The following is a 17,326-nucleotide window of genomic DNA, read 5'->3' on the forward strand; positions in this document are numbered from 1 at the left end:
AGCTGGTCGCGACGGCGGGCCGCACACCGGTGCTCGCGACCACCGCGACCGCGAATGCCCGCGTGGTGGCGGACGTCGCGGCGCAGCTCGGTCGCGAGGACGAGGTCCTGACCATCCGCGGGCCCCTCGCGCGCGCTTCCCTCCGCCTCGGTGTGCTGCGCACCCGGGATCAGGCGACCCGGCTCGGCTGGCTCGTCGAGCACCTCCGCGATCTCGAGGGGTCGGGGATCGTCTACGCGCTGACGGTGTCGGCCGCGGAGGACACCGCACGTCTGCTGCGCGAGGCCGGGTACGACGTGCTCGCGTACACGGGCAGGACGGAGAACGCCGAGCGCGAGGCCGCGGAGCAGGCGCTCAAGGAGAACCGGGTGAAAGCCCTGGTCGCCACCAGCGCGCTCGGGATGGGCTTCGACAAGCCCGACCTGGGCTTCGTCGTGCACCTCGGCGCCCCCTCCTCCCCCGTCGCCTACTACCAGCAGGTCGGCCGCGCCGGGCGGGCCACGGCGTCCGCCGACGTGCTGCTGCTGCCGGGCACCGAGGACGAGGCCATCTGGTCCTACTTCGCCACGACGAGCATGCCGACGAAGGAGCGGGCGGACGCGGTGCTGCGCGAGCTGGAGCCCGAGCGAGCGATCTCCACGCCGGCGCTCGAGGCGCTCGTCGACATCAAGCGCAGCCGGCTCGAGCTGCTGCTGAAGGTGCTCGACGTCGACGGCGCCGTCCAACGGGTCCGCGGCGGGTGGATCGCGACCGGGCGGGAGTGGACGTACGACGCCGAGCGCTACGAGCGGATCGCCGCCGCGCGCCGCGACGAGCAGCAGCACATGCTCGACTACGAGTCCCTGCCCGCAGGTCCGGAGGGCTGCCGGATGCAGTTCCTGCAGCGGGTCCTCGACGACCCGACGGCCGCCCCGTGCGGGCGCTGCGACAGCTGCGCAGGCGTCTGGTTCCCGACGGAGGTGTCCGGTGATTCCGCGGGTGCGGCAGGGGCGGCGCTCCATCGCGTCGGCGTGCCGATCGAGCCGCGCAAGCAGTGGCCGACCGGTGCCGACTCCCGCGGCATCCCGGTCAAGGGGAACATCGTGGCCGGCGAGCGACCCGAGGAGGGCCGTGCGATCGCCCGCCTCACCGACCTCGGGTGGGGCGGCACGCTGCGTCAGCTGCTGGCCCCGAGCACGCCCGACCAGGAGGTGCCGCGCGGGGTCGTCGACGCGGCGGTCCAGGTGCTGCGCGAGTGGGGATGGGCCGAGCGCCCGGTGGGTGTCGTCGCGATGCCCTCCTCCGGGCACCCGCTGCTCGTCGGCTCGACGGCTGAGGCGCTCTCCCGGATCGGACGGCTTCCCCTGCTCGGGACGCTCCAGTCGACGACGGCGGGTCCTCCCGCGGGCGGAGGCGGCGCGAGCCTCGCTCGCCTGGCAGGCGTGTGGACCGCGTTCCGCGTGCCCGACGACCTGCGGGCGCGGCTCGCCGAGACCCGCGGCCCGGTGCTGCTGGTCGACGACTCCGCCGACAGCCGCTGGACCTTCACGGTCGCCGCCCGCCTCCTCCGTGAGGCCGGAGCGGCAGCCGTGCTCCCGTTCGCCCTCGCGCTCCGAGCCTGACCGGTCAGGGGGCGGGGAGGCGGCGGAGGCCCTCCAGCAGGTTCTCGCGCGACGCGGCGGCGCAGACGCGGATCCAGCCCTCGCCCGCGCGACCGAACGCGCTGCCCGGCGCGACCGAGACGCGGCGCTCGATGAGGAACGTCTCCGCCCACGTAGCGACGTCGCCGCCGGAGGCGGAGGACACGTCGATCCAGAGGTAGAACGCGCCGTCCGGCTCGCGGTACGCGATGCCGCGCTCGTCCAGCAGCGCCGTCGCGGCGGCGAGGTTGCCGCGATAGTGCGCGGCTGCGGCCACGACCGCATCCTGCGGGCCCTCGAGCGCGGCGAGCGCCGCGCGCTGAGCCGGGGTGTTGACGCAGGAGACCAACGCCTCCTGGAAGTTCCGCAGCACGTCCCCGGGCATTGGCGGCGTGACGAGGAAGCCGACCCGCCCGCCGGTCAGTGCGTAGGTCTTCGAGAACGACTGCACGGTGAGCACCCGCGTCGCGTCGATCGACGCCGGGCTGATGTGCGGCAGGCCGTAGGTGAACGCCTCGTAGACCTCGTCGCTCACGATCCAGATGTCGTGCCGAGCGGCGAACGCGACGAGCTCCCGCATGACCGCCTCCGGGACCACGACGCCGAGGGGGTTCGAGGGCGAGTTCACGATGATCGCCCGGGTCCGCGAGGTGACCAACGCCTCCAGGTCGGCGACGTCCGGCAGGAAGGCGCGGTCCGGCCCGAGCCGGTAGGGCACCGGGTTCGCGAACTGCATCCGCGGCGCCATCGTGAAGGTGGTGTAGCCGGGGTCCGGGATCAGCACGTCGTCGCCCGGCGCGAGGATCAACCCGAGCGCGAGGTACAGCGCCTCCGTCGCCCCCGGCGTCACCCACACCTGATCGGCGCCGACATCCACGCCGTTGACCCGACGCAGCTTCGCCGCGATGGCCGCCCGGAGCTCCGGGATCCCGCCGTTCGCCGTGTAGCGGGTGTCGTCGGCCAGCCACGCAGCGCTCCCGGCCGCGAGCACGTGCGGCGCGACCGGCAGATCGGGCTCCCCGACCGCGAGCGCGACCACATCGTCGAGCGTCAGCGCGATCTCATGGATGCGGCGGATCCCGCTCTCGGGGACGGCCAGCGCGTTCGCGGTGTAGGACGGCACCACGTCATTGAACCGTCGTCGCGCGGCCGCCGTCGTCCTGGTAGGCTGCCGGACGGCTTTCGGGTCTCTGCGCGCCCTCCGCGCGAACCCGTCGAGGCGGCCCACAACGGGCCGGACCTACATCGCACGAACAGCAGGAGCATCCGCATGGCCAACATCAAGAGCCAGATCAAGCGCATCGCCACGAACAAGAAGGCGACCGACCGCAACAAGGCCGTCAAGAGCGAGCTGCGGACCTACGTCCGCGCCGTTCGCACCGCCGTGACCGCCGGCGACAAGGACAAGGCGGTCCTCGCCCTCGGCACCGCGTCGAAGAAGCTCGACAAGGCCGTGTCCAAGGGCGTCATCCACAGGAACCAGGCCGCGAACAAGAAGTCCGCGATCGCGAAGTCCGTCGCGTCGCTGTGACTTATTGCCTTCGACGCGCGAGCGCGTCGAAGGCTGTCGCACCGGCGCGCTGAACGCGCGCTCGGATAGCGACGGTTTCACCTCCGCAACTACGGCCGTCCGCGGCGTGCGGGCTGCATGCTTCGTTGTTCAGGAGAAATGCCGGCTGAGTCGCCTTTTCTCCTGAACGACGAAGGTCGATGCGCTCGGTGGAGGCGCCTTCGCTGAGCGCAGCAGGCGACTCAGCGGCGTCTGCGGGTGCCGAAGATGCCGCCGAGCACGTCGCCGAGGATCTGCTGCGTCTGCCTGCTGCCGAGCAGCTTCGTCACCGTCGAGACGCCCTGCTGCATCGCTCTGCCGCGGGCCGCCGCCTGCCGCTGGACCTCGCGCTGCGCGGCCGCGTGCTCGCGCTCCGCCTCCCTGCGAGCGGCCTCGTCCTTCCGCGCCTCCGCTGCCGACAGCTTCTCCGCTGCGGCGGCGGCCTTCGCCTGCGCCGCCGCATCCTTCGCGGCCCGATCGGCGGCCGAGGCGGCGTTCATCTTCGCGGTGAGGATCTCGGCGGCGGTCTCGCGGTCGAGCGCGGTCCCGTACTTCGCCTGCAGCGGTGACGCCGCGACGGCCGCGTCCATCGCCTCGGCCGGGGTCGGGCCCATCAGCGCCTGCGGGGCACGGAGGCGGGTCCACGCCACCGGCGTCGGTGCGCCGTTCTCGTTCATGACCGTGACCACGGCCTCGCCGATGCCGAGGGTGGTGAGCACCTCCTCGAGGTCGTACCCGGACTTCGGGTAGGTCTGCACGGTCGCGCGCAGCGCCTTCGCGTCGTCCGGTGTGAACGCGCGCAGCTGGTGCTGCACGCGGGATCCGAGCTGGCCCAGCACCTCCCGCGGCACGTCCTTCGGCGTCTGGGTCACGAACACGATGCCGACGCCCTTCGACCGGATCAGGCGGACCGTGCGGGTCACCTGCTCGAGGAAGTCCTTCGACGCGTCCGCGAACAGCAGGTGCGCCTCGTCGAAGAAGAACACGAGCTTCGGCTTGTCGACGTCGCCGACCTCGGGCAGGTCGTTGAACAGGTCGGCGAGCAGCCACATCAGGAACGTCGAGTACAGCGCGGGCTTGTCCGCGACACCCGGCACCTCCAGCAGGCTGATGATCCCGCGGCCGTCCGGGGCGGTCCGGAGGAACTCGCGGGTGTCGATCTCCGGCTCGCCGAAGAACCCCTCCGCGCCGGCGTCCGCGAACGCGACCAGCTCCCGCAGGATCACGCCGATCGTGGCGCCAGAGATGCCGCCGAGGCCCGCCAGGTCCGCTTTGCCCTCGTCGCCCGTCAGCCACTGCAGCACCGCGCGGAGGTCCTCGAGCTCGGCGAGCGCCAGCTTGTGCTCGTCCGCGTAGTGGAACACCAACGAGAGGCTCGACGCCTGCGTCTCGTTCAGCCCCAGCACCTTCGCGAGCAGGAGCGGGCCGAACCCCGACACCGTCGCGCGGATCGGCACGCCGGTGCCCGAGCCACCGAGGGAGAAGAACTGGGTCGGGAACGACGTCGGCGCCCACGACTGGCCGATCGCGGCGGTGCGCGCTGCGAGCTTCGGGTTCGCGACACCGGCGGTCGCGACGCCGGACAGGTCGCCCTTGATGTCCGCGGCGAAGACCGGCACCCCGTTGGCGGAGAGCTGCTCGGCGAGCGCCTGCAGCGTCCTGGTCTTGCCGGTGCCGGTCGCACCGGCGACGAGGCCGTGCCGGTTCAGCATCGCGAGCGGCACCCGCACCTGCACGTCCGGCAGCGGCCCGCCGTTCACCAGCGCACCGAGCTCGAGCGCTGCGCCCTCGAAGGCGTATCCGCGCGTGACGGCGTCGATCTGCGCGGCCGTCAGCGGTCCGGAGGCGGGCGCGGGCGCCGGCGGGGCCGGGGCGGCGGCGACCTGCAGCGCGGCGGCCTGCGCCTTCGCGGCCTCGACAGCCGCGGTCGCCGCCGTTGCAGCGGCCTGCGCGCGCTCGACGGCGGCCTGCGCCTCGGCCTGCAACCGCTCTGCCTCCGCCGCTGCGGAGTCGGCTGCGGCCTGGGCCTGCTCGATGGTGGGGTCGCTCATGCCGCGATCCTGGCACTCTCGAGTCGTCGATCGCTCGGGGACTACACGGCTTCGCCGCGGGATGCGATCAGGGTGACCAGGCGCTCGACGGCGTACTCCTGATCGCGCGAACCGCCCTTGATCCGCTCGTCGGTCTCCGCGGTGAACGCGATCGCTCGGCCGAGGCCCGCCGGCTGCCAGCCCTGCGCGTCTCGACGGGCGCGGTCGACCTGCCACGGCGCCATGCCGTAGTCCGAGGCGATCTTCGCGGCGGGACCCCTGGTGTCGAGCACCTTCGCCATCGCGCGCAGCTTCGCGGCGAGCGCCGCGACGATCGGCACCGGGTCGGCGCCGCTGTCGATCGCGTGCCGGAGGAGCACGAGCGCCTCCCCGTTCCGGCCGGCGAGCGCCGCGTCCGCCACGGCGAACGCGTCCGTCTCCATCCGGCCGGCGTAGTAGGTCTGCACGGTGCTCTCGGCGATGTCGCCGGCGGTGTCGGCGAGCAGCTGCTGGCAGGCGCTCGCGAGCTCGGCGAGGTCGCCCTGGAACGCGGACACCAGCACGCGCAGGCCGCCGGGGCTGATCCGCCTGCCCGCCGCACGGAACTCGGCGGACGCGAACGACGACCGGTCGCCGTCGCGCTTCACCTCGGCGCACGGGATCTCGATGCCGTCGCCCGCGCCGCCGCGGATCGCGTCGAGCAGCTTCTTGCCGCGCACCCCGCCGCCGTGCCGGAGGACCAGGGTCGCGCCGTCAGCCGGCGCCTCCAGGTATCGCAGGGCCTCGAGCAGGAACGCCTCCGACAGCCGCTCGACCGCGGTCACCCTGATCAGCCGCGGCTCGCCGAACAGCGACGGGCTGGCGAGCGTCGTCAGGTCACCCGTGACGGCGGCCGACGCGTCCAGGTCGGTGACCTCGACGCTCGGGTCCGATGCCGTCAGGGTCTCGCGGATCCGGCGCACGGCGCGGTCGGCGAGCAGGTCCTCCGGCCCCGACACCAGCACGACGGGCGCGGGACGCGCGGCGTCCCACGGCACCTGCGGGATCTTCGCGGCCTTCGGCGTCGCGGCCCGTGCTGCCATACCCACGAACCTACTTCGCCGGTACCCACACGGCCGCGGTCACGGGACGCTCGGTCCAGACCAGCACCCGGCGCGCGCGCCAGGACACGAGCACGAGGCCGTCCTGGTCCGTCCGCACCGCCTGCGTCCCGGTCGCCCGCAGGATGCGGAGCAGGCGTCGCGTCGGATGGCCGTAGTCGTTGTCGACTCCCACGGAGACCACCCCGAACGCCGCCCGCGCCGCGGCGTAGAACGCGGGGCTCTGGTCGGCGGAGCCGTGGTGCGCGACCTTCACGACGTCGACCTGCGGCAGCGGGCCGGCCGCGAGCAGCGCGTCCTGCGCCTCCTCGCCGAGATCGCCCGTGAGGAGGAGGGACGCGTCGCCTCCGGTGACGTGCAGCGTGAGGCTCGCCGCGTTGCCCGGCTCGACCGCGCCGAGCGGATCCGGCGGCCACAGCACGTCGATCCGAAGTCGACCGACCTGCGCGACCTCGCCGCGACGCACCTGCCGGACCGTCGCCCCGCCGCGATGCAGCGCCGAGCGCAGCGCGTCCGCCGCCGGGCCGTCGCTGGGGCCGACGAATGCGGTCGCGACCCGTCCCGCGAGCGATCGGGCCGCTCCGACGTGGTCGGCGTCCCAGTGCGTGAGCACGAGCAGATCGATCCTGCCGATGCCGAGCCGGGCGAGGCACGCCGCGATCGGGGCGTCCTCCCTGCCGGTGTCGACGACGGCGTACCGACCGCCTCCGCCGTTCAGCACGAGACCGTCGCCCTGACCGACGTCGCACGCCGCGAAGGCCCAGTCCCCCGGGGTGCCGGCGAACCGGCCGACCGCTCCGCCGGCGACCGCGCCCAGGATCACGGCGACCGCGACCACGGAGGCGACCGCGCCGGCCACCCGGGCGGGGCGCGGAGCGGCCCGGGCCAGCATCAGCACGCCGGCGACCACGATCACTGCCGCCAGGGCCGCCCCGGCGACACCGGCGGGCCAACCCAGCTGCGGGAGGCGCGCGGTCGTGCGGGCCACCAGCCCGATCCAGGCGGCGGGGACCCACGCGAGCACGGCCGCCACCGACGCGAGCGGCGGTGCGACCGGCCCCAGCAGGCAGGCGAGCAGGCCGAGCACGGTGACGAGCGGCGCGGCGGGCTCGGCGAGCAGGTTCGCGACCACACCGAACACCGGGATTCCCGGCTGGAGGAGCACGAGGATCGGCTGGCATGCCGCCTGCGCGGCGACGGGCACGGCGATCACGAGCGCGAGCCGGCGCGGCAGCACGCGAGCGAGGCGATCCGCGAGCGGTCCGGCGAGCAGCAGGAGCCCGGCCGTCGCGGCGGCACTGAGCACGAACCCGGCGCTCCACGCGAACCACGGGTCGATCACGAGGAGCGTCAGCACGGCGACGGCGAGCGCGGGCACCCCGGCCGCCCGCCCGCCGCGGAGGTCGCACAGCAGCGCGACGGCGGCCATCGCCGCTGCCCTCACGACGGACGGCTGCGGCGTGACGAGCACGACGAACCCGGCGAGCGCGGCGCCCGCGAGCACGATCCTGACCGCTCGCGGCAGCCGCAGCAGTCCGCAGAGACCGAACACCGCGACGGTGACGACGGCGCAGTTCGCGCCCGACACCGCGGTGAGGTGGGTCAGTGACGCGTCCCGCATCGCCTGCTGCAGGTCGGCGCCGACCCGGCTGGTGTCGCCGACGGCGAGCCCGGGCAGCAGCGCGGCGCCGTCGCCGGGCAGGCGCGCGGTCCGCTCCAGCAGACCGGTCCGGAGCCCGGCGGCGATCACCTGCGCGGGCGGCGGCGGGCGCACGACGACCGCGCGCCCGCGCACTGATCCGATCGCGGCGGCGGAGTCGGTCGGCGCCGTCGCGTGCAGGACCACCCTGGCGCGGACCACGCCACCGGGGACGGCACCGGAGCGGCCGTCCGCGAACACGAGCACGGGCACCTCGACGGCCTCCCCCGCGACCCGGACGACGGTCCCCCGCAGCATGGACCGCGACGCCAGCGCACCGGATGCATCGTTCCCGTCGGCCGCACCGATCTGATCCACCCGGAGCTCGACCACGACGGGTCGTCCCATCGGGAGGACCGGTGGATGGCGTCGTGCGTCGCCGGCCGCGACGGCGAGCAGCACGGCTGCGCACGCGATCGCGCCGGCCACCAGCAGGATCGCCCCGCGCGTCCGCCTCCGGACGGCGACGACGCAGAGCGCCACGGCGCCGAGCAGCGCGGCGACGGCCGCGGGCGTCGCGGCGACCGGCAGCGCCGTCCCGACGAGCGCGACCACCCACACCGCCCCCGCCGGCAGCAGCAGGCCGGAGCGGACCAGGCGCCCGCTCACGGGGTCACGAGGTCCTTCAGCCCGGCGAGCGTCTTCGGGCCGATACCGCCCACCTCCCCGAGCTCGTCGACGGAGGAGAACCCGCCGTGCGCATCCCGGTACGCCAGGATCCGGGCGGCCAGCGCCGGCCCGATCCGCGGCAGCGTCTCGAGCTGCTCAGCGGTCGCGGTGCTGAGGCTGACGGGTGCGGACGCCGCCGGCGCCGCCGCGGCCCCGGCCGCGGCGGCGCCGCGCTTCGGGACGACCACCTGCTGACCGTCGGTCACCCGGGCCGCGAGGTTGATCACACCCTGATCGGCGGACCCGGTCGGCCCGCCCGCCGCCGTGACCGCGTCGATCACCCGGGCCCCGGCCGGCAGCGCGACGAGGCCGGGATGCCGGACGGCGCCCGCGACGTGGACGAGCAGCGGTGTCGGTGCGACGGTGCTCGGCGCGAGTCGGACCTCGGGCCGATCGGCGGTGCTGCCGGACGCCTGTCCCGCGGCGACGAGCACCGCCGCGATCAGCACGGCGACGATCGCGACCGCAGCGACCACGAGCGGGATCGGACGCCCGCCCGCGGCGGCCGCGAACCTGGCCCGGAGTGCATCCACGCGGCGACGGTAGGTCGACGGCGGACCGCGGACCGACCCGTCAGGGGCCGATCGCGGGATCAGCCCCTGTGGAGGAGCGGATCGTCACTCGGTGGCGATGCTCACGACCTTCGGCGCCCGGACGACGATCCTGGCGATGCGCTTCCCGCCGACCGACCTCGTGACGAGATCGGACGACGTCGCGAGCCGCTCGAGGTCCTCCGCGGTGATCTTCGGCGACACCTCGAGCTTCGCGCGCACCTTCCCGTCGACCTGCACGATCGCGGTCACCGACTCCTCGATGAGCAGCGTCGGGTCCGGCTTGCGGAAGCCCTGCAGCGCGACGGGAGGCCGGTAGCCGAGCCGCTCCCACATCTCCTCCGCCGTGAACGGGGCGAAGAGGCTGAGCGCCACCGCGATCGTCTCGACCGACTCGCGCACCGCGCCGTCACCGGCGCCCGCACCGCTGTCGATCGCCTTGCGGGTCACATTGACGAGCTCCATGATCCTGGCGATCATCACGTTGAACTTGAACGTCTCCGCCAGCCCGGGCACGTCGGCCAGGAAGCGGTGGGTCTGCCGCCGCAGCGCCTCGTCCCCGCTGGCCCACACCACGTCGGGCGAGCTGGTGACGTCGATCGCCAGCCGCAGCGCACGGTTCAGGAACTTGACCTGCCCCCCGGGTCGGACGTCCTCCCAGTCGATGGTGTCCTCGGGCGGTCCCGCGAACGCCATCGTCAGGCGGATCGCGTCGACCCCGAAGCGCTCCAGCTCGTCGGACAGGCTGACGCCGCCCTTGCTCTTCGACATCTTCGCGCCGCCGGAGAGCACCATCCCCTGGTTCAGCAGCGCGCTGAACGGCTCGGTGAAGCGCACGTAGCCCAGGTCGAACAGCACCTTCGTGATGAACCGGGCGTACAGCAGGTGGAGGATCGCGTGCTCCACGCCGCCGACGTACTGGTCGACCGGCGCCCACTTGTCCGCCTCGGCCGGATCGAAGGCGCGGGTGTCGTCGTTCGCGGACAGGAACCGGAGGAAGTACCAGGAGCTGTCGACGAAGGTGTCCATCGTGTCGGCGTCGCGCCGCGCCGGGCTGCCGTCGACCGGGCTCGGCACGTTCACCCAGTCGGTGGCAGCACCGAGCGGTGACGTGCCCTTCGGCCGCAGGTCGAGTCCCTCGCCGTCGGGGAGCCGCACCGGCAGGTCCTCCTCCGGCACCGGGATCTCGGTGCCGTCCGCGGCGTGGATGATCGGGATCGGCGTGCCCCAGAATCGCTGCCGCGAGATCAGCCAGTCGCGCAGCCGGTAGCTCTTCGCCGCACGGCCGGCCCCGGCCGCCTCCAGCTCCTTCACGACCCGCTCGATGGCCCTGGCCTTCGACAGCCCGTTCAGGCTGCCGGAGTTCACCATCCGCCCCTCGCCGACCAGCGCGAGTCCGGTGACCGCCGGATCGACGGACTCGATGTCGGGCAGCTCGCCCCCGGGCGGGATGACCGGGATCGTGCCCGTCACCGGCTGGAACGTGTCGACCACGATGCGGACCGGCAGGTCGAACGCGCGGGCGAAGTCGAGGTCGCGCTGGTCGTGGGCCGGCACGGCCATGACCGCGCCGGTGCCGTAGTCGGCCAGCACGTAGTCCGCCGCCCAGATCGGCAGCCGCTCCCCGTTCACCGGGTTGATCGCGTACCGGCCCAGGAACACGCCGGTCTTGACCCGGTCCGTGCTTTGGCGCTCGACCTCCGTCGTCGACTGCGCGCGCGCGAGGTAGTCGGCGAACGGCTCGGCGATCTCCGCGGCGGCGCCCGCGACCAGCTCGGCGGCGAGGTCGGCGTCCGGCGCGACGACCATGTACGTCGCGCCGTGGATCGTGTCGGGCCGGGTCGTGAAGACCGTGATGGGCTCCGCACGCCCCTCGACCCGGAAATCCACCTCGGCGCCGTTGCTGCGCCCGATCCAGTTGCGCTGCATCGCGATGACCTTCGACGGCCAGGTGCCCTCGAGCTGCTTCAGGTCGTCGAGCAGCCGGTCCGCGTACTCCGTGATCCGGAAGTACCACTGGGTCAGCTTCTTCTTCTCGACCAGGGCGCCGGATCGCTCACTCGTGCCGTCGGGCAGCACCTGCTCGTTCGCCAGCACCGTCTGGTCCACCGGGTCCCAGTTGACCCAGCTGTCCTTCCGGTACGCCAGCCCCTTCTTGTACAGCTGGAGGAACAGCCACTGGTTCCACCTGTAGTACTCGGGGTCGGAGGTGTGCAGCTCGCGACTCCAGTCGAAGCTCACCCCGTACCGCTCGAACGACGCCTTCTGCTGCGCGATGTTCGCGTACGTCCACTCGCGCGGGTCGGAGCCCCGCTTGATCGCCGCGTTCTCCGCGGGCAGCCCGAACGAGTCCCAGCCGATCGGGTGCAGCACGTTGAAGCCGCGCTGGCGCCAGTAGCGCGCGGTGATGTCGCCGAAGGCGAACGCCTCCGCGTGCCCCATGTGCAGGTCGCCGGAGGGGTACGGGAACATGTCGAGGATGTACTTGCGGGGCCGCTTGTCGGCCGGGTCGTCCGTCCGGTAGAAGTCGCCCTCCCGCCAGATCGGCAGCCACTTGTCCTGCAGCTGCGCGGGCGTCGGCAGCTCGTCGGGCGTCGGCTCGGGCATCGGAGTCCTCAGTGTTCAGGCAGGTGCGGTGTTTCAGGCAGATTTCGGGCGTGGAACGGCTTTCAACTGTAGGGGCGGTGCCGGCCCGCCCGCGTCCACGCCGTACGCTGGCCGGCGACGACGAAGGAGTGCCTTCTGGACGCCTGGCTGACCGCGCTGCTGGAGGGTCTGGTGGGCCTCGGCGCCTGGCGGTACGTCGTGGCCTTCGTCGGGATGTTCTGCGAGACCAGCCTGTTCGTCGGCCTGCTGATCCCGGGCGACACCGTCGTGCTGTTCACGGCCACCGCCGGGCGCGGAGCGCTCGAGTGGCTGCTGCTGCTGCTCGCCGTCGTCGCCGGATCGCTCGCCGGCGAGTCCCTCGGCTTCGTGATCGGCCGGGTCTTCGGTCCGCGGCTCCGGAGCAGCCGGCTCGGGCGGCGGCTCGGGGAGCGGCACGTGCTGCGCGCGGAGCGCTGGCTCGACCGGCGCGGCGGGGTGGCGATCCTGCTCAGCCGGTTCCTGCCGGTGATGCACGCCCTGGTCCCCGTGACGGTCGGCGCGAGCCGGTACCCGTACCGGCGGTTCCTGGCCTGGACCGCGCCCGCCTGCGTCGCATGGGCGGCCCTGTACGTGTCCGTGGGGCAGGCCGCCGGTTCGAGCTACGTTGCGCTGGCGCGGGAGGTGCACTTCGCCGGCTGGCTCGTGCTCGGCGGCGTGGTCGTGTTCTTCCTGGCCGCCTGGCTCGGCAAGAAGCTCCTCCACCGCATCGCCCGCCCCTGACCCGGGTTCATCGACCAGAAAGGGCCGCTTCCCGAGTCGGGAAGCGGCCCTCTCTTGTCAGTGAAGCCGGATTACAGGCCCTGGGCCGTGATCCAGTCCTTCGCGATGGCGGCCGGGTCGGCCTTGTCGGCGAACGCCTTGGTGTCGAGGTCGATGAGCTCCTGCTGCGTCAGCTTCGCGGAGACGGCGTTCACCGCGTCCGTCAGCGCTCCGTCGACCTTGGAGGTCGTCACGACCGGCACGATGTTCTGCGGACCGAACTGGCCCTTGTCGTCCTTCAGCGCGACGAAGTCGGGGTCGGTGAAGTCCTGCGACGTCGTGTAGATGTCGGCGACCTGCACGCCGTCGTTCTTCAGCTGCTTCACCGTGTTCGCGCCGCCGCCGTCGTTGATGGCCTTGAACTTGATGTTCGTCAGGCCGTAGACCGACTTCAGCGCCTTGAGGCCGTCGGGCCGGGTGCTGAACTCCGTGTTGGCGGCGAGCGTCACCGTTCCCGCCTTCGCGAGGTCGCCGTAGGTGGTGACGCCGTACTTCTCGGAGAACGCCTTCGTGACCACGAGCGCGTCGGAGTCCGCGGCCTCGGCCGGGTCGAGGGCCGTGAGACCGTCCGCCTTCAGCAGCGCGTCGAGCTTGGTCTTGGCCGACTCGACGTCGGTGAGGGCGTCCTTGTTCCCGAGGAAGTTGGCGAGGGAGCCGACGTACTCGGGGGTGAGGTTCACCTCGCCGCCCTTCAGGGCCGGGTACAGCGTCGCGCGCTGGCCCGGCTGCTTGTAGCTGATCGTGTAACCCTTCGCGGCGAGCACCTGCCCGTAGATCTGCGCGAGCACCTGCGTCTCGGCGTACGGCGTGGTGGCGACGACGAGGCTCTTGGACGCCGCGCTGCCGCTCGAGCTCGGCGCCGCGGAGTTGCCGGCGAGCGAGTCGCTGTTGGAGCAGGCCGCCAGCGAGACGGTCGTGGCGACGGCGAGCGCACCGAGCAGCGCGACGCGCCGGCTCGTGCTCTTCATGGTCATGCTCTTCATGGTGGTGACATTCCCTTTCATCAGACGGGTGTCCCGGTCGGCGTCGTCGTGACGGGCCGACCGCGTGCTGTGGTGGTGCGGGAGCGCGAGCCGCGGGACACCCCACGCGGCGCGCTGAGTCGTTGGAGCAGGGCGAAGACGCCGTCGAGCGCGAGCGCGAGGGCGGTGACGAGCAGCGACCCGCCGATCATCGGGACGTAGAGGTTGCTCGACGGGCCGAGCAGCACGGTGTTGCCGATGGTCGTGAAGCCGTAGAACGAGGCGAGGGTGGCGGTCGCGACGACCTGCAGCACGGTGGCCCGGAGCCCGCCGATCACGAGCGGTGCGCCGAGCGGCAGCTCGACCCGGGTGATGATCTGCCACTCGGTCATGCCCATAGCCCTCGCGGCGTCGACGGTCTGCCGATCCACGGATTCGATGCCCGCATAGACACCGGCGAGCAGCGGAGGGATGCCGAGCAGCGCGAGCGGGATGACCGGCGACAGCCAGTCGGGCTCGAGGGTGAGCAGCAGCACCACGGCCGAGAACAGCCCGAGCGTCGGCAGCGCCCGCGCGGCGTTGCTGGCGAGGATCGCGGCCAGCCGGCCGCGGCCGGTGTGCCCGATCCGGACGCCCAGCGGGATCGCGACGACGGCGGCCAGGACGACGGAGGCGCCCGTGATGCCGAGCTGGCCGGCCAGCTGCGAGCCGAGCCCCGGTATCGCGGTGTCCGGCCAGTTCGCGCCGTCGAACAGCCAGGCGATGCCCTGGATGAGCAGGTTCATGCGGTCTGCTCCCGTCTCGCCGGGCGGCCGACGGCACGGCGGGCGGTGGAGCGGCTCCACGGCATCAGCAGCGTGCCGATCGCGTTCAGCAGCAGGTCGAATATCGCGGCGAGCAGCAGCACCAGCACGATGCCGACGCCGATCTCGAGCGGGAAGTCACGGATGTAGCCGTCGGTGAACAGGTCTCCGATGCTGCTGATGCCCGCGAGGGAACCGACGGTCGCGAGGCTGACGGTGCTGACCGACACGACGCGGACACCGGCGAGCAGCACCGGTCCCGCCAGCGGCAGCTCCACCCGCCAGAACCGCTGGACCGCGGAGTAGCCCTGCCCCTCCGCGGACTGGCGGACTCCGGCCGGGACCGCGGCGAACGCATCGGCAGCGGTGCGCACCATGATCGCGAAGGCGTAGAGCGTGAGCGTGACGAGCACGTTCTTCGGATCGAGGAGCGCGAAGCCGAGCAGCACCGGCACGAGCAGGATCAGCGCCAGCGCGGGGATCGTGTAGAGGATGTTGCCGACCGTCAGCAGCACGCTCCGCGCCGACGCCGACCGGCTCGCCCAGTATCCGAGCGGTACCGAGACGAGGAATCCGAGGAGGATCGGAGGCACGGCGAGCGCCGCGTGGGCCAGGACGAGGCCCCACAGGTACCCGAGGTGTGCTCCGATCCAGCTCATCAGGCGTCGCCCGCCTGATCCGTCTTGTTCGACACGCTGCGCGAGAGCGGACCCGTGCCGGAGAGCGCCAGCCGACCGCCCGGAGCGGAGATCAAGCCGGCCGGGTAGCCGGCGGCGTCGACGAGCAGCACGTCGTCGCCCGTGCCCCGCTCCTCGGCGGTCAAGCGACGCTTGCCGCGCTTGGCGCCGACGAAGTCGGCGACGAAGTCGTCGGCCGGGTTCGCGAGGATGTCGCCCGGCGAACCGATCTGCGCCACGATGCCGCCGCGCTTCAGGATGACGACCTGGGTGCCGAGCAGGAACGCCTCGTCGATGTCGTGGGTCACGAAGACGATGGTCTTGCCGAGCTCGCGCTGCAGACGGAGCAGCTCCTGCTGCAGCTCGTCGCGCACGATCGGGTCGACGGCACCGAACGGCTCGTCCATCAGCAGCACGTTCGGGTCGGCGGCGAGCGCGCGCGCGACGCCGACGCGCTGCTGCTGGCCGCCGGAGAGCTGACCGGGATACCGGTTCGCGAGCGAGCGGTCGAGACCGACGCGGTCGAGCAGGCCGAGCGCCTCCTCCCGTGCCTTCGCCTTGGCGGTCCCCGTGAGCACCGGCACGGTCGCGACGTTGTCGACGACCGTTCGATGGGGCAGCAGGCCGGAGTTCTGCATGACGTACCCGATCCGGCGCCGGAGGGCGACCGGTTCGACGCCCGAGACGTCCTCGTCGTCCACGACGATCTGCCCCTCCGTGGGGTCGACCATCCTGTTGATCATCCGCAGCAGCGTCGTCTTGCCGCAGCCGGAGGAGCCGACGAACACGGTCGTCGAGTGGGACGGGATGGTGATGGAGAAGTCCTCCACCGCCGTCGTGCCGTCGGGATAGGTCTTGCGCACGTGGCGGAACTCGATGCTCACCCTGCGTCCTCTCCTTCGGGCTGTGAAGCGGCACAACACTACGAACGGGCTCCGACATCGAAGCGCGCACCATGCGATCCCACAGCTTTATTACGCCCCGCATGACGCCCCGCGATCCTCCGGACGGGTCTGCCAGACTGCGCCGGTGGCCCGTGTGCGACCTCCCTTCCGGCGGCGCGAGCCCTCGCCCGCGGTCGAGCAGGCCGTCGGCCGCGCGATGCAGATCGACGACGCGCTCCGCGTGTTCCGCGAGCACCGCGCGAGGCGCCGCGGTCGCGTCCCGATCGTCGTGCCGTACACCGGCTACGGCTCGACCGCCTGGGTCCGCGTGCTCGGCCGGGTCCTGATCACGAGGCAGCTGCCGTCCGAGTCGCCGCAGGAGTCCTACCGCGGCTGGCGCAGCTTCGCGGGCGTGCCGGTGGACGGCGCGCCGGTACGGGTGGAGGTGGGCGGCACCGTCCACCACGTGGTCGCCGACCGCGGCGGCGTGATCGATGTGCGCGTCGCCGTGGAGCTGACCCCCGGCTGGCACCGCATCACGCTGCAGCACGAGGGGGACGGCGCCGTCTCACCCGCGGTGACGGCACCGGTGTTCGTGCTCGACCCGGCAGTGCCGTTCGGCGTCGTGTCCGACATCGACGACACGGTGATGGTGACGGCGCTCCCCCGGCCGCTGCTGGCCGCCTGGAACACCTTCGTGATCAACGAGCACGCCCGCACCCCGACGCCCGGCATGGCCGTCCTGTACGACCGCATCCATCGCGAGCACCCCGCTGCGCCGTTCCTCTACCTGTCGACCGGCGCGTGGAACGTGGCCCCGACGCTGCAGCGGTTCCTCAGCCGCAACCTCTACCCGCCGGGTCCCCTCCTGCTGACCGACTGGGGCCCGGAGCCGGATCGGGTCTTCCGTTCGGGGCGGGCGCACAAGATCGAGGAGCTCGACCGCCTCGCGAGCGAGTTCCCCGACATGCGGTGGCTGCTGCTCGGCGACGACGGCCAGCACGATGAGGAGACCTACAGCGGGTTCGCGAAGGCGCACCCGCAGAACGTCGCCGCGATCTGCATCCGGCAGCTGTCGAACAGCGAGGCCGTGCTGGCCGGCAGCCGCTCGCGGGAGAGCGCCCGCGAGGAGACCACCGCGGCGGACTGGGCCTACGCGCCCGACGGCGGAGGGTTCGCGAAGTCCCTGCAGCAGCTGGGCCTGCTGGAGGGGCCCACCACCGCTGCGCTCCCGCGGCCGGCAGCGACGTCCTGAAGCGAACGGCTGATCAGCCCCAGGATTCGGGGCCGCTGCTGCCGGCCGCGTACTCCTCCAGCGGCACGTCGCCGCGCTGCCAGGCGTCGAGGATCGGCTGGACGATCCTCCAGCACTGCACCG

At 72.8% G+C, this 17,326-nt stretch carries 14 protein-coding genes; 4 read left to right on the top strand and 10 right to left on the bottom strand.

Translation table 11 applies throughout. The annotated features are described in order from the left end of the window. Nucleotides 1-1,601: helicase-related protein (locus tag ACFE67_RS06115; RefSeq protein WP_375405984.1), on the top strand; the 1,601-nt coding region annotated here is incomplete at its 5' end. A gap of 4 nt (nt 1,602-1,605) precedes the next feature. On the opposite strand, the gene ACFE67_RS06120 is transcribed toward ACFE67_RS06115, so the two are convergent. After that, the gene (locus ACFE67_RS06120; RefSeq protein WP_375405985.1) at nt 1,606-2,742 is read right to left on the bottom strand and encodes a pyridoxal phosphate-dependent aminotransferase; all 1,137 of its coding nucleotides are present in this window, start codon (nt 2,740-2,742) and stop codon (nt 1,606-1,608) included. 147 nt (nt 2,743-2,889) lie between these two features. Here ACFE67_RS06120 and rpsT point away from each other — a divergent pair, with 147 nt between their 5' ends. After that, nucleotides 2,890-3,150: a 30S ribosomal protein S20 gene (gene rpsT, locus ACFE67_RS06125; protein WP_375405986.1), complete on the top strand. Its 261-nt coding sequence runs from the start codon at nt 2,890-2,892 to the stop codon at nt 3,148-3,150. A gap of 221 nt (nt 3,151-3,371) precedes the next feature. Here the strand turns inward: rpsT and ACFE67_RS06130 are convergent, their stop codons facing one another. The 5 genes from ACFE67_RS06130 to leuS all read right to left on the bottom strand — a co-directional run bounded on the left by ACFE67_RS06130 (nt 3,372) and on the right by leuS (nt 11,824). Further along, nucleotides 3,372-5,219 carry a helicase HerA-like domain-containing protein gene (locus tag ACFE67_RS06130; protein ID WP_375405987.1) on the bottom strand — a complete coding sequence of 616 codons (1,848 nt, stop codon included), beginning with the start codon at nt 5,217-5,219 and terminating at the stop codon, nt 3,372-3,374. A 41-nt stretch (nt 5,220-5,260) separates the two neighbouring features. Beyond that, entirely contained in the window at nt 5,261-6,280 is a 1,020-nt protein-coding gene (gene holA / locus ACFE67_RS06135) for a DNA polymerase III subunit delta (protein ID WP_375405988.1), read from the bottom strand. Between the two features lie 10 nt (nt 6,281-6,290). Then, a complete protein-coding gene (locus ACFE67_RS06140; protein WP_375405989.1) occupies nt 6,291-8,606 on the bottom strand; it encodes a ComEC/Rec2 family competence protein in 2,316 nt (771 codons plus the stop codon). Further along, complete coding sequence (locus tag ACFE67_RS06145; RefSeq protein ID WP_375405990.1) at nt 8,603-9,199, bottom strand: helix-hairpin-helix domain-containing protein; 597 nt, start codon at nt 9,197-9,199, stop codon at nt 8,603-8,605. The genes ACFE67_RS06140 and ACFE67_RS06145 overlap by 4 nt, the downstream gene beginning before the upstream one ends. Nucleotides 9,200-9,283: 84 nt before the next feature. Continuing rightward, nucleotides 9,284-11,824 carry a leucine--tRNA ligase gene (leuS, locus tag ACFE67_RS06150; protein WP_375405991.1) on the bottom strand — a complete coding sequence of 847 codons (2,541 nt, stop codon included), beginning with the start codon at nt 11,822-11,824 and terminating at the stop codon, nt 9,284-9,286. Nucleotides 11,825-11,995: 171 nt separating this feature from the next. Here leuS and ACFE67_RS06155 point away from each other — a divergent pair, with 171 nt between their 5' ends. Then, nucleotides 11,996-12,583, top strand: a complete 588-nt coding sequence (locus ACFE67_RS06155) for a DedA family protein (RefSeq protein ID WP_375405992.1) — start codon at nt 11,996-11,998, stop codon at nt 12,581-12,583. A 71-nt stretch (nt 12,584-12,654) separates the two neighbouring features. Here the strand turns inward: ACFE67_RS06155 and ACFE67_RS06160 are convergent, their stop codons facing one another. Genes ACFE67_RS06160 through ACFE67_RS06175 form a run of 4 tightly spaced genes read right to left on the bottom strand, consistent with a single transcriptional unit; the run spans nt 12,655 to nt 15,948 of the window. Further along, on the bottom strand, nt 12,655-13,596 hold the full coding sequence (locus ACFE67_RS06160) for an ABC transporter substrate-binding protein (RefSeq protein ID WP_375405993.1): 942 nt from the start codon (nt 13,594-13,596) through the stop codon (nt 12,655-12,657). Nucleotides 13,597-13,625: 29 nt separating this feature from the next. Then, complete coding sequence (locus ACFE67_RS06165) at nt 13,626-14,369, bottom strand: ABC transporter permease (protein ID WP_375405994.1); 744 nt, start codon at nt 14,367-14,369, stop codon at nt 13,626-13,628. Continuing rightward, a complete protein-coding gene (locus ACFE67_RS06170) occupies nt 14,366-15,046 on the bottom strand; it encodes an ABC transporter permease (protein WP_375405995.1) in 681 nt (226 codons plus the stop codon). The genes ACFE67_RS06165 and ACFE67_RS06170 overlap by 4 nt, the downstream gene beginning before the upstream one ends. Continuing rightward, complete coding sequence (locus tag ACFE67_RS06175) at nt 15,046-15,948, bottom strand: ABC transporter ATP-binding protein (protein ID WP_375405996.1); 903 nt, start codon at nt 15,946-15,948, stop codon at nt 15,046-15,048. The genes ACFE67_RS06170 and ACFE67_RS06175 overlap by 1 nt, the downstream gene beginning before the upstream one ends. A gap of 217 nt (nt 15,949-16,165) precedes the next feature. Here ACFE67_RS06175 and ACFE67_RS06180 point away from each other — a divergent pair, with 217 nt between their 5' ends. Then, nucleotides 16,166-17,203 (top strand): App1 family protein, encoded by a 1,038-nt coding sequence (locus tag ACFE67_RS06180; RefSeq protein WP_375405997.1) that lies wholly within the window; start codon nt 16,166-16,168, stop codon nt 17,201-17,203. The last annotated feature ends 123 nt before the right edge of the window (nt 17,204-17,326 follow it).

Source organism: uncultured Amnibacterium sp. (assembly GCF_964244015.1).
GTDB lineage: Bacteria > Actinomycetota > Actinomycetes > Actinomycetales > Microbacteriaceae > Amnibacterium.

Bases quoted from the DNA above. Each gene is read 5' to 3' on its own strand.
- rpsT (WP_375405986.1), top strand. From the start codon at position 2,890: ATGGCCAACATCAAGAGCCAGATCAAGCGCATCGCCACGAACAAGAAG.
- ACFE67_RS06130 (WP_375405987.1), bottom strand. From the start codon at position 5,219: ATGAGCGACCCCACCATCGAGCAGGCCCAGGCCGCAGCCGACTCCGCA.
- holA (WP_375405988.1), bottom strand. From the start codon at position 6,280: ATGGCAGCACGGGCCGCGACGCCGAAGGCCGCGAAGATCCCGCAGGTG.
- leuS (WP_375405991.1), bottom strand. From the start codon at position 11,824: ATGCCCGAGCCGACGCCCGACGAGCTGCCGACGCCCGCGCAGCTGCAG.
- ACFE67_RS06160 (WP_375405993.1), bottom strand. From the start codon at position 13,596: ATGACCATGAAGAGCACGAGCCGGCGCGTCGCGCTGCTCGGTGCGCTC.
- ACFE67_RS06165 (WP_375405994.1), bottom strand. From the start codon at position 14,369: ATGAACCTGCTCATCCAGGGCATCGCCTGGCTGTTCGACGGCGCGAAC.
- ACFE67_RS06170 (WP_375405995.1), bottom strand. From the start codon at position 15,046: ATGAGCTGGATCGGAGCACACCTCGGGTACCTGTGGGGCCTCGTCCTG.
- ACFE67_RS06180 (WP_375405997.1), top strand. From the start codon at position 16,166: ATGCAGATCGACGACGCGCTCCGCGTGTTCCGCGAGCACCGCGCGAGG.